Origin of the sequence: Methanolobus vulcani (genome assembly GCF_006546655.1) — an archaeon.
In the GTDB taxonomy this organism is placed as follows: domain Archaea; phylum Halobacteriota; class Methanosarcinia; order Methanosarcinales; family Methanosarcinaceae; genus Methanolobus; species Methanolobus vulcani_A.
In genome coordinates this window covers 53,982-66,197 of record NZ_VIAQ01000012.1, presented here as the reverse complement: position 1 = coordinate 66,197, position 12,216 = coordinate 53,982, and the positions used below count along the sequence as shown (strand labels likewise).

Annotated in this window: 11 protein-coding genes; 7 read left to right on the top strand and 4 right to left on the bottom strand. The window is 38.3% G+C overall.

All coding sequences use genetic code 11. The annotated features are described in order from the left end of the window. Positions 1-4: 4 nt before the first annotated feature. Entirely contained in the window at positions 5-1,114 is a 1,110-nt protein-coding gene (locus FKV42_RS05255; protein WP_154809195.1) for a DNA topoisomerase IV subunit A, read from the top strand. A 67-nt stretch (positions 1,115-1,181) separates the two neighbouring features. Here FKV42_RS05255 and FKV42_RS05250 read toward each other — a convergent pair whose 3' ends face one another. Further along, complete coding sequence (locus tag FKV42_RS05250) at positions 1,182-1,877, bottom strand: tetratricopeptide repeat protein (RefSeq protein WP_154809194.1); 696 nt, start codon at positions 1,875-1,877, stop codon at positions 1,182-1,184. A 111-nt stretch (positions 1,878-1,988) separates the two neighbouring features. Here FKV42_RS05250 and FKV42_RS05245 point away from each other — a divergent pair, with 111 nt between their 5' ends. Further along, the gene (locus FKV42_RS05245; RefSeq protein ID WP_154809193.1) at positions 1,989-3,074 is read left to right on the top strand and encodes a mechanosensitive ion channel family protein; all 1,086 of its coding nucleotides are present in this window, start codon (positions 1,989-1,991) and stop codon (positions 3,072-3,074) included. A gap of 79 nt (positions 3,075-3,153) precedes the next feature. On the opposite strand, the gene cutA is transcribed toward FKV42_RS05245, so the two are convergent. Next, positions 3,154-3,459 (bottom strand): divalent-cation tolerance protein CutA, encoded by a 306-nt coding sequence (cutA, locus tag FKV42_RS05240; protein ID WP_154809192.1) that lies wholly within the window; start codon positions 3,457-3,459, stop codon positions 3,154-3,156. A gap of 65 nt (positions 3,460-3,524) precedes the next feature. Between cutA and FKV42_RS05235 the strand changes: the two genes are divergently transcribed. The 3 genes from FKV42_RS05235 to FKV42_RS05225 all read left to right on the top strand — a co-directional run bounded on the left by FKV42_RS05235 (position 3,525) and on the right by FKV42_RS05225 (position 5,958). After that, positions 3,525-4,052: a DUF6141 family protein gene (locus FKV42_RS05235; protein WP_154809191.1), complete on the top strand. Its 528-nt coding sequence runs from the start codon at positions 3,525-3,527 to the stop codon at positions 4,050-4,052. Positions 4,053-4,752: 700 nt separating this feature from the next. Next, the gene (locus FKV42_RS05230; RefSeq protein ID WP_230375504.1) at positions 4,753-5,427 is read left to right on the top strand and encodes a queuosine precursor transporter; all 675 of its coding nucleotides are present in this window, start codon (positions 4,753-4,755) and stop codon (positions 5,425-5,427) included. A gap of 123 nt (positions 5,428-5,550) precedes the next feature. Next, positions 5,551-5,958 (top strand): hypothetical protein, encoded by a 408-nt coding sequence (locus FKV42_RS05225; protein ID WP_154809189.1) that lies wholly within the window; start codon positions 5,551-5,553, stop codon positions 5,956-5,958. Here FKV42_RS05225 and FKV42_RS05220 read toward each other — a convergent pair. Beyond that, the gene (locus FKV42_RS05220; RefSeq protein WP_154809188.1) at positions 5,951-7,141 is read right to left on the bottom strand and encodes a nucleotidyl transferase family protein; all 1,191 of its coding nucleotides are present in this window, start codon (positions 7,139-7,141) and stop codon (positions 5,951-5,953) included. The genes FKV42_RS05225 and FKV42_RS05220 overlap by 8 nt on opposite strands. A gap of 301 nt (positions 7,142-7,442) precedes the next feature. Here FKV42_RS05220 and FKV42_RS05215 point away from each other — a divergent pair, with 301 nt between their 5' ends. Both FKV42_RS05215 and FKV42_RS05210 read left to right on the top strand, forming a co-directional pair. Next, positions 7,443-7,814 (top strand): response regulator, encoded by a 372-nt coding sequence (locus FKV42_RS05215; protein WP_154809187.1) that lies wholly within the window; start codon positions 7,443-7,445, stop codon positions 7,812-7,814. A 32-nt stretch (positions 7,815-7,846) separates the two neighbouring features. Next, on the top strand, positions 7,847-11,590 hold the full coding sequence (locus FKV42_RS05210) for a response regulator (RefSeq protein WP_154809186.1): 3,744 nt from the start codon (positions 7,847-7,849) through the stop codon (positions 11,588-11,590). Positions 11,591-11,600: 10 nt separating this feature from the next. Here FKV42_RS05210 and FKV42_RS05205 read toward each other — a convergent pair whose 3' ends face one another. Further along, positions 11,601-12,077: a hypothetical protein gene (locus tag FKV42_RS05205; protein WP_154809185.1), complete on the bottom strand. Its 477-nt coding sequence runs from the start codon at positions 12,075-12,077 to the stop codon at positions 11,601-11,603. Positions 12,078-12,216 lie beyond the last annotated feature (139 nt).

Below are 12,216 nucleotides of genomic sequence, written 5' to 3'. Positions count from 1 at the left end.
ATAAATGGCAGACAATATTTCTCAACAGAAAACAGAACATGACGATATTGCAAGCGGGCGCTTGCTTGGTCTTGCAGGTAAATTATACGATCAGTTCATTGATGAGGTAGTGCCCAATGTCTCCCTTCCCAGTCGTACAAAAGCTAATATCGAGTACAGTGAGGATAGTGATGTATGGGTCTATGGTGACAGGGAAACTGAAAGAAGTGTCAAAACCGTAAAAGGTGCTTTCCAACTATTGAAAACCAGTCATGTTATAGATTTCCTGGTAAAGAACCACCTTGGGCAGAACAGGGGGTCTACTTTGAGGGAGTTGTATTATATTTCAGAGAACTGGGATATAGCTAAATTCCGTGAACAGCCTGAAAGTGACAGGCTCATCGAGGATCTTGAGATAATTTCCGGTCTCCAGAGGGAATACTTCCACATGCGTCCTGAAGAGGATGGTGCAACTATGTTCGGTCCTATACGCCTGCGGGAAGAAACAAAACGTGGTGACCGTGTGATTCATTGTCAGGAGGATATCGGTGAGAGTGGTTATCAGATTCCCTTCAACGTGGAGAATATCGAGTTCCTTGATACGGATGCAAAATTCATCATTGCCATTGAGACTGGTGGTATGTATGCCAGGCTTATTGAAAATGGATTTGATGACAGAAATGATGCTATTCTTGTTCACCTGAAGGGTCAGCCTGCACGTTCTACACGTCGTATCATCAAGAGGATGAATGAGGAGTTGAATATTCCTGTAGTTGTCTTTACTGATGGTGACCCATGGTCATATCGTATCTTTGCATCGGTGGCATACGGTGCTATTAAAAGTGCACATCTTTCAGAACATATGGCAACACCCGGTGCACAGTTCATTGGTGTTCAGCCTTCTGATATTGTTGAATATGAATTGTCCACGGATAAACTCACAGACAAAGATGTGGCCGCCCTGCGGAGTGAGCTTACAGATCCAAGGTTTGCCAGCGATTACTGGAAAGAACAGATAAGTCTCCAGCTTGATATTAACAAAAAGGCTGAACAGCAGGCCTTTGCAGGAAAAGGTCTTGATTTTGTGACGGACAGATATCTTCCGGAGCGTCTGACTGATCTGGGTATCCTCTGATACTCTTTTCATTATCTTTTTAGTTAGTTTTTAGTTGGTTTTATAGTTAATTTTCAATCATAAATTCTTATTCCGGCCTGAAGTTTTTGCATATGGCATTTTGGGAAATCAACATTGCTTTTGTGTCTTTATGCTGGCACAGTTCATCTTTGCGAAAACGGCATGTTCCGCAACAGTATACTCTCCTGCTGATCTTATCCTGGATTATCTTCTCTTTAACAAGGTCTTCTCCAAAACCCTTGTAATATTTGATGTCCTTATGGCTGCATTTCATCTCATAAGCAAGAAGTGTGCTTACTGCCGGTGGCTCCCATAGTGTGTATACCTGATTAACAGCAAGTTTTTCTATTGGTATCCGGGTTTCCATGCGAGGTTTAATTTCTTCTTTTCCTTCGACAATGCGTGTAAGATTTTCCACATGCAGCTTGATCTTCCCGTTATCAGGCTGCTGTTTCAATGCCCTGTTCATAAAAGTAAGAGCAGCCTCAAAACGTTCCATTTTCTTTAATGCCAGGGCTTTGTTATAAAGGGCGGGGAGATATCTGGACATGTTGTACTGTTTAAGTATCCTGTCATAACACTCGATAGCTTCGTGAAATTTTCCTTTTTTATATAGTAGCATGCCCTTGTTGTTGAGTGCCACTGGATTATTTGGATCGAGTTCAAGTGCCAGGCCAAAGTAGTGCAGCTTTTTTTCAGGATCCTGTTCATTGAATCCTTTTTCTATCCACATAGCTGCAACATCAGAATTCCGTTCTTTCATTATTCGATTAATCTGCGGGGCACTATATTATTCTTCTTGCCGTGATTTCACTCTCTAAATCCATTGTTTGTTTAACAAAGTTTATATATATTTTATTCAAAACCAAGCAGCATGTTTCTGAACAATACGATTCCTGTTTATATTAACCAGTTTGTGCAGTCTCAATCCGGGGTTTTTGGTTCGGATATTGTGACTGCAACAATTGTGATCGTTGCATCGGTTATACTGGCTTTTATCGCAGATATTTTGTTTGAGGAGGTCTTCCTGCATTATACTGCAAAGACACGGTATGACTGTGACTACCTTATTGTTGATGCGCTTAAAAAACCAATATTCTATACGGTTGCATTTGTGGGAGCTTTCCTTGCAGCAGAAATTGTACTCCCTGGAAATGCTGCTATAGAGCTTATTATGGGTCTTCTTCTAACGGGTCTGGGTGTTCTGTGGATATTTGCTCTGCTGAAGATAGACAAAGTCCTTTTCAAGCACGTTTTCTCTCATCTTGTCAAAAAAACAGATACTCAACTGGATGATGAACTTCTGCCTTTATTCAAGAACATAGTTGACGTACTCATTGTTTTCTTCGGTATCCTTGCAATATTGAAATGTGTGTGGGATGCAGATATACTGCCTCTTTTTGCATCAGCAGGTATCGTAGGATTGGCAGTCGCTTTTGCTGCACAGGATACAATTTCCCAGTTCTTCGGTGGTCTTTCAATTTACTTCGACCAGCCTTTCAAACCAGGGGACAGGATTGAGATCGATGACGGTGAGATAGGTATCGTGCAGGAAATTGGTCTTCGCAGTACCAGAATAAAGAATCTCTACAACAACATGATAGTAATTCCAAATAGCATAATCGCAAACAGTAAGGTTACTAATTATACTTCACCGGAAGAGACAATGATGGTTAAGGTAACAATAGGTGTTGCTTACGGCTCCGATGTTGAAAAGGTTAGGGGTATTCTGACAGACATTGCAAAAACTGTGAATTTCGTACTTGATGACCCTTCTCCTTATGTCAGGTTTGATAACCACGGAGATTCCAGTCTTGATTTTGCAATCATTATGTGGGTAACTCATCCGGGTGAAAAATTCACTGTGATTAACGAGGTTAATACAAAGATCAATGCTGAATTTGAGAAAGAGGGTATCGAGATTCCTTTCCCTGTCAGGACTATTATTCATCAGAGGTAGTTATCGTAAGAAATGATCGTGAAATTGATTGCCGCATCCTGCAATCAGTTTCTTTATCTTCTTTACCTTCTTTTTTGATTTAATCTGTCATTTCGGATATCCATTTAAGGTATTCTTTATCGCCACTGATCTTCCATGTTATTATTGCAGGTAATTCATAACTATGCATCTCTTTTATTCTGTCAATAGCCTGCTGTATTTTTGATGTTGCAGTCTTTACGGAGAGTGCGAATTCCTGTTCTTCCTCAATATTACCTTCCCATGAATACACAGAATCAATTTCATGTATATTGATACAGGCAGCAAGTTTACCTTCCACAAGTTCCCTGGCAATTTTCCTGGCTTCTTCTTTGCTTGAAGTTGTGGTATATACAATGGAATGCATATTGTTCACCTCGTAGTCACAATATTAATAATGATTATATATTTTCAGATTCTTATTTTTTGTTGATGACTTACGATGATTCAGCAGACTCTGTGATTTTCCGGGAGGTTCAGAAATTCAGGCAAATCTGGTTACTGGCACTGTTACTTGTGACTACCGGGCTGACATGGTACGGCGCTATAGAACAGCTCGTATATGGCCGTCCATTCGGCAGTAATCCTGCATCAGATGAAGGGATGCTGGCAATTCTGATTGGTATGGGAATTATTTTTCCAATTTTCATGCTTTCTATCCGTCTTGTGTTTGTTGTGCGCAACAGTGGTCTTTACTTGAAGTTCTTCCCGTTCCACCTTTCCTTCAAGCATTTTCCTTTTAGTGACATAATCTCTGCTGAGGTTGTGCGCTATCGACCACTGAGGGATTATGGTGGTTGGGGCATAAGGTATGGTCGCAACGGTAAAGCCTACAACATAAGTGGTAATAAAGGTCTGATGCTTGAATTTAGAAATGGGAAGCGCCTCCTGCTGGGCTCACAGGAGCCAGATGTTTTAAAAATGTCAATAGAACAGGGCCGCAACCGCGAAGGATACTGATTTTTTATATTTTCCTACGCGTATGATTTTGTAATCTTGTTGCTTTAGCGTGGTTAGTTGTACAAAATGGTGTATGCTTATGTATTCATATTTTTCTTAACTATGCCTTACAGTTCATACGTGTGTATGGCTTACAATTTATGATTAATATTAAGTGTTCTTTTCATGTTAAGTGATACAATGGTAATTGGAGTAACTATGGTTAACGTGCTACTTGGTAGTGAAAGGTCAGCTTTTAACGAACTTTACAGAATAGAGGGTATAAAGGATATCTATCACGTTTTTTGTTCTTACATTTTGGTCTGTTGAATGATATTTGTTGTTTGATATTTCAAATTTGAAATATACAACAGAACGTATAGATAAGATAAGTGAATTTGTTGTTGTTTAATTCTTGTAACTTTCACATAATTCCAACCGTTCAAACACGTTTGGTATTAGCTGCAACAATCTCCTTTACCGTATCTCCTCCTCTTGGCATAGAAAAACTATTTGATTTGATGGTGCAGGAAAGGATAAACATGCTCAGATACCGGGAAGGAAAACTCTGGTGTTCATGTTTCCAGAATCGTCATGACTTTAATGATCAGAAACTCTTCCGTATTGTTAGAAATGTTTATATATCGTTTATCTAAATCTTATTATTAATCTTTATAATGAGCATCTATGTGGTGATTGCATAACGTTTCCTGTTGTATGGTTGTACTGGATAATAAGTCTCACAGTAGTTACATATGTTTCTGCATTCATCATCAACAGGCACAGAGAATATGGTTTTTCTGCTCTTGTGGCTTTTTACACGATTTATCTCGCAGCTTCCCAGATAGTAGCTTCAAGACTTATAGAATTCGACCTGGGTTTTTACACGTTTTTTGCGCCTGCTGCCGTATTCCTTTACCCATTCCTTTCACAGGCTATTGATATGATCAATGAGGTATACGGTGAGAAAAAAGCTCATGTTGCCATAATCATCGCATTTTTGACACAGATCTTGCTGGTGACATTTATTCTAATGACAAATAGTCTTAGTCCGGCACCTTTTTTTGAATACGAGGATGCCTGGCAGGGTATATTCTCACAGAGCATAAGGATCACCATAGCATCATGGTTATCATTCCTTCTATTCCAGAACCTTGACGCATACGTATTTGCCTGGATGAAGAGGAATTACCCAAAACAGGTATTTCTCCGAAGTGCTTCAAGTGACCTTTTAAGTCTCACACTTGACAGCCTGATATTTGTAGTTCTTGCATTCTATGGAGTTGCACCACTTGTTCCTCTTATCATTGGACAGATAATTGCCAAGAATTTCATTGGTCTGCTGGATACTCCATGGTTTGTCTGGTACAAGAAATATCTTGAAAAAAAGTCGTAAATTAGTAAAAAGAATCTATTTCTCTCGAATGTATATATTTTGTTGTGCATTTTTTACTTTTGTATAATTTTATCACCATAGCCTTTTATATCATAGAAGTCAATCTTTTTAGTGGTGTGGGGTATGAATCTATTATATGACGTTAGAGACTGGTTCCACGAGTGCGACCGTTTCCTGTTCCTGGCGGAAGTTCATTATCGGAGGGATAATGTAAATCCTTCTGAGCACAGGTTTAACGAAGAGCTTACAAGCTCCCGGCTGGATACCATACTCTGTAATCTAAAGAACCTGAGTAACGATAATGACTATTGTGTAACTAGTGAGAACTGTGTATCAAAAGATGAGCTTTTAATGCTGAAGGAGACTCTTGATAACATATCATTCGGTAAGTGGAATGATATGGATGCTGAATGTATAGCAAAAGCAAAGGATATTGTTCATAAACTTGCAAATGCAGTAAATGCAGATATTATAAAGACGAATGACATGAGGGGATGTCCTTTCATATACAATGCATGCAGTATCATTTGAAACTGCATTTCCTCTCATTTCTTATCTTCGTAGAAGAAGTGCCGTCATCGGTGTAACAATCATATGAGACTATCTCGCAGATATCAGGGATATCAATCTCACTGCATATTTGTGACTCCTTTCTCCTGAAAACCAGGAATTTAGTATTGTATTTACTGAAGTGTTCAATGAGGCTCTGCATGTCTTCTCCTTCCCTATAATAATTGACATTAAAAAGTCTGTTAAGGGTGTCTGTCCCTATCAAAAAAACAGAATCCGGGAATAGAATAGCTTTGTCTGCAAAAAGAGGAGAGTTGCTCAGATAAATATTTCCTGCCGAACCTCCTCTCATATCCTGCATACAAGCCCTGACAGAATCCACTCTTTCCTTCAGGGATATGTAGTTAATAGGTGGCTTGTCAACATTGGCAAGGGAAATCTCAAAGTCCACAGGCATGTCATATTTTTCCGATGCTATCATCGCCATTTCAATATGGTTCTTGTGGCATGGATTAAAAGAACCTGACAAAATGATGCCTGGTTTGTTGGCACTTATTCCAAGATTAACTTTTCGTGGGACATTATTTCCAGAATTAATGCTTTCTAGTGTTTTAAGGAGCAGCTCTGAAGTTTCATTATTAGCTTCAGCCTCATTTTCCAGAATAAGTGTTCTCTCTGCCGTATCCTTTTCTTGAATACCTTGAACTGCGTACTTTTCTGGATTACACAGGGATGCTATTCTGTCCAGAATATAATCTGCTGCGATACTTTCCTGTTCTTCTCTGCTCCCTTTTTTCTTTAAATTAACACCGGAAACAGTAGTTTTGTAGTATGACTGGCTGGCAAAATAAAGCTCATGTTGCCTGCCTTCACGTTCACGTCCTTGTTTTGCAAGTTTGCAGGTAATGCCAATTCCTATCAGGCTCTGTGGGTCTGGTTTTTCAGATTTAGAATCAAGTAATAATGCACGACGATAGGTCGACATTGCCATATCTTTTGCAGTTTCAGCAGAAGCATACTTATCCGGTTCTTTTCCGATCAGGTCGTGCAATGATTCTTTGCCATAGGGGACAATGGCTTCAAGAAGAGTATCTGATCCCCCTCCATGACGTAGAAGTTCTCCGATAGCTTCAGTTCCTCCGCCGGTTATTGCCAGAACTATTCTGAAGGGTGATCTGTGTATGTCCAAAATTTTATCTTCCATTCAGTAGCCTCAATTTTGTATTCTCTGATAGGAATTGTTTCTTATAAATAACTCAACCATTACTGATCTACTTTCTTAACATTAAGTTCAATAATATTTAATAGGGATACTACTAACATTCAGTAATTATTCCGAATGAACTTCTGATTGCGACATGCTTTTATAGAGTAACTGAATAATATTATCATTCAGTTATTATATTTATCTCCCGTGACAGCATCATGGATGTATACCAACTTTGCGAATAATGCTGATGTTTTATATCTAAAACAAAGCGGGTCTAAATATCTTGAGGGAAAAAATGTGCAACATACTTGTAATTGAGGATAATCCTGTAAATATGGAGTTAACTGTAGATTTGCTGGAGTCCTATGGGTATAATGTAACTCCTGCAGAAGATGGGTTCATAGCTCTGGACAAGGTAAAAGAGGAAAAATTTGACCTGATTCTTCTGGATATCCAGTTACCTAAAATGGACGGGCTAGAGGTTCTTTCACGATTAAAGGAAGACGAAGCTACAAAAGATATTCCGGTAATTGCTCTGACAGCTCATTCAATGCGTGGTGATGATGAGCGTTTCATTGCCGCAGGTTGTATTGATTATATTTCTAAACCAATAGATATCCACAGTTTTAAAGAAAAGATCCAATATCACCTTGAAGCTTCAAACTAAGTTCCTTTTTGCGTAAGGGTTCTGGGTTGAATATGAAATTACGCTCAAAGACACTGATAGTTTTTATTTTGACTCTATTCTTACTGGTTTTAACTTTGTATCTCAGTTCCGGGTCTATCATTTTCCAGAACTTTGAGAACCTTGAACGCCAGGATGTTACTGATGATATAAATAAAGCGATTGATTATTTTGAGTATTCGGTTTCTGGTCTTGAATTAATAGCTCAGAGCATGGACTCCGGTCCAAATATTAATAAACTGGCATCAAATGGTGGGTTTGATCCGGATCTTTGGAATTTAGTATATGATGAACAAAAGGAAAACAATCTCAATTTTGTCATAGTCCTTGATAGTTCTAATGATATTGTTTATAACATGGGTTATGATTATAGATCAGACACTGAAATCCCGGTTCCTTATGAATTTGTTTCCAGTCTCACTGATGAAAATCCTTTATTGCTGTCTTCATCCGACGATGATACTTTTTCAGGTGTAGTAGTACTGCCTGCAGGTCCTCTCATGGTTGCATCACGTACAATTAAGGACCCTCTGGATAATTTTAGTTCAAAAGGAACTTTAATTGTAGGCTCATATTTTACTAAAAGCAGGAATCAAATATTTTCAGATGTACATGGCACTCCACTAAATTATATTCTTCTTCAAAATAACAACGTAGATGACAAAATATTAAACAAATTGTTATTGTCCACGCAAAATGCTGAGAACATTTATATTGAGCCTATTAGCGATAATACTATTCTTGGATATACTGTAATTAACGATGTATATGGAGAACCAGCCTTACTTCTTGAGGTCTCGACTCCTCGTATAATATATCAGAAAGCTAAGGATACATTTTTATATATTCTATATGTGGTTGTTTTTGCAGGTATTCTTTATGGAGCTGCAGGAACAGTATTCCTTGAAAATGGTATCCTTTCCAGATTATCCATTTTGAAGAGAAATGTAGATGCAGCAGAGATTGATTTATCCTCATATGAAGGCATAGATGTTCCTGGAAACGATGAAATATCGTCACTGGCGTCAAGTATAGATAATCTGGCTGGAACTCTCAGTGCAAGAGAAAGTCTTCTCTCCTCTGTGATAGAATCTGTATCAGATGGAGTCATTGTCATAGATGACAATTACAAAATGACTCATTTTAAGTCCAAGTTCATCAAACTCTGGGATATTCCAGATAATATTATTGTTGAAAAAGATGGCCTAAAGTTACTTGAACACCTTAAAGACAGGATAGTCAATTATGATTATCTCCTTTCCATGCTGCGTAAATATCACATGACAGCAGTGAGTAATGTTTTTATCATACAATTCATAGATGGTACTCATTTTGAGTTTTCTACATTTCCTTTATTGCAGAAAGACAAAATTATTGGAAGGATTCTTAGTTTACGGGATATTACTGAACACAAGAAGGCTGAAGACCTTCTCTGTGAGAAAGAACATAGATTCAGATCTCTCTTTGAACACGCTAATGATGCAATTTTCATTGTGAAAGATGGAATGATTAATGATCTTAATGAGAAAGCACGTATGTTTGCATGTCTGCCTGATCAGGCTATAGCTGACTTAGGGCTAGATGATCTGGTAAGTGCTGGTCAGCAGGAATTGTTATACTCTCTTATTGATTATTCAATAATAAACAGTTTCAGTAAAGCTGAAATGCAAATTAAGAAAGTAAATGGAAACCTTATCGATGCTGAAGTAACTGCTACTCTTGTAGATGATGCAGATTCAACTGTTCAGCTTATTATTCGCGATATTACTGAAAGAAAACAGATAGAAAGACTGGAGCATGAAAATCAGGAAAGAATGAGTCTTATTATAGACAATGTACATTGTGGTGTGATTGTCATTGATGCTATTACTCATGAGATTGTCGATGTCAATCCAACTGCTCTGGAAATTATAGACCACAAAAAAGAAGATCTAATCGGTCACAGATGTCATAAATTCATTTGTCCAAGTGAGGTTGATAGTTGTCCTATTACTGATTTTAATCAATCGCTTGACAGATTAGAACATGTAGTTATACGTTCTGATGGCACGAAGGTCCCAATTCTGAAATCTGTGGAAGTAGTCAATCTATCAGGTCGTGAACTTTTCATTGAAAGTTTTGTTGATATTACTGATATCAAGAGAACTGAAAATGAGCTAATTGAAGCAAAAATTATTGCAGAGGCTGCAAACCGTACAAAGAGTGAGTTCCTTGCCACAATGAGTCATGAACTGCGCACACCCTTAAATTCAGTTATTGGTTTCTCTGATCTGCTGCTGGACGGAAGTTTCGGAGATCTTAATGACAAGCAGAATAAGTTTATGGAGAACATTTCTCATAGTGGAAAACACCTGCTGAATCTAATTAATGACATTCTGGACATTTCAAAGGTAGAAGCCGGAAAGATGGAACTTTTCCATGAAATATTTGATATCTCTGATCTGATATCTGATATTCATCTCATGATGGAACCACTGTCATCAAAGAAGGATCTTCTTCTTGAATTCAACATGAAGCAAAGAAGTATTTTCATAAATGGCGACAGGGGTAAGCTGAAACAGGTTTTGTACAATATCATAGGCAACGCAATAAAGTTCACTCCTGAACATGGAGAGGTTCATGTTGATATTTCTATGAAAGACCAGATGCTTCAGGTAAGTGTCCGTGATACTGGCATTGGCATGTCTGAAGAAGATCTGAAAAAACTATTCCAGCCGTTTGTACAGATTAATTCCTCCAGTAACCGGAGATTTGAGGGCACAGGTCTGGGTCTTGCTCTTGTAAAGAACTTACTTGAATTGCATGGCGGTACAATTGAAGTTGAGAGTGAACTGGGCACAGGTTCCACATTCAGTATCAGAGTTCCTTTAAACCTCGAGGACAAGGATCTTAATGCCAATGCAATTGTAGATGAGAATGGAGAGGATGATACTGTTCAGGCATTAGAACTAAGTTCGGCAGATGATCTTATTATTCTTGAGCCAAAGAATTCAGATGGATCTGAACCTCTTATTCTTGTGGTGGAAGATGATCCGAATTCAAGGGAACTTCTAAGTTTCATGCTAAATGAAGCAGGTTTCAGGGTAATTCTGGCAGAAAATGGTGCAGAAGCACTTGAAATTGTGAAAGAAGTCCATCCGTTTGCTATCACTTTAGATCTGAATCTTCCTGGAATGGACGGAACTGAAATACTGGTAAAGCTGAAAAAAGATGATTGTACCTCTTCTATTCCTGTGCTGGTACTTTCTTCACTTGGTGAGAAGGATATAGGTATGATCGTTGGTATTGTGGCTCACCTGACAAAACCTGTAGATTCAGATCGCTTGCTGGGAGTTCTTTCTGATCTTGTTATAAAGTCAGGGAAAACATCGTTTAAAGTCCTGGTTATTGATGATGACCCAATGGTTGTAGAAATGCTTTCCGAAATGATAAGATCTATCGGATACGATGTGATAACCGCCGGAGGTGGGCAGGAAGGTATTGATAAGGCTTTTGAAACAGATCCTGATGTTTTGATAGTTGATTTAATGATGCCTGAGGTAAGTGGTTTTGATGTTATATCAACATTAAAATCCGATCCGAGGACAATAGGCATACCATTGGTCGTGTGCACTGCCAAGGATATGGAAGCTGATGAAGTAGATTATCTGAACAGCAATGCTTTCAGTATATTGCAAAAGGGTACGTTCTCAAAAGAAGATCTCCTCAGCATTCTTGGGAAACTTGAAAAGACTTCTGATAAAGCAGAAAAGGAATGAGTAAAAACACTCATTCCTGTGGAATATTATCCATTTGAAGTTCGAATTCATCAGTAACACCATTTACATCCACTTTATAGGTGCCCTTTTCAAGCCCGTTAACATCAAGGGCAATAGATTCTTCAAATGATACAATTGCTTCAGTGCACATTGCATCTGCAGGTCTTATGGTTGTGATATGGACTGTGAAGCTCTTTGTTTCTTCATCATATAAGACGGTTTTCTCATTTATAGCTGTACAGCCATCCGGCAGATATCCTGTTGCAATCACATGTATCTGGACAGGAAACGATTCAAGCGTCAGTATCTGTATGCTTTCTACATTTGCGTCACCGTAAACATACTCACTGTTGTTTTCTTCTGTAAGAACTGACTCATTATCAGGAATTGCCGGTGGTTCGGCACATCCCAGTGAAAATGTGGCAATAGTAACCAATATGATTGTTATCAGCACTATTATCCCTACAAATGTGTTGTTGCTTTTCATAGAATCCTCACTCCCCCTATAAGCCTAATTGAATCTAAAACAATAAAACAGTTACTTAAACTTCGAATCGGTTTGAACTTAATACAAGTTTAAGAGTTTAAAATAAGTTGAAATGATTTTAAAAATCAAGTCTTTTTGC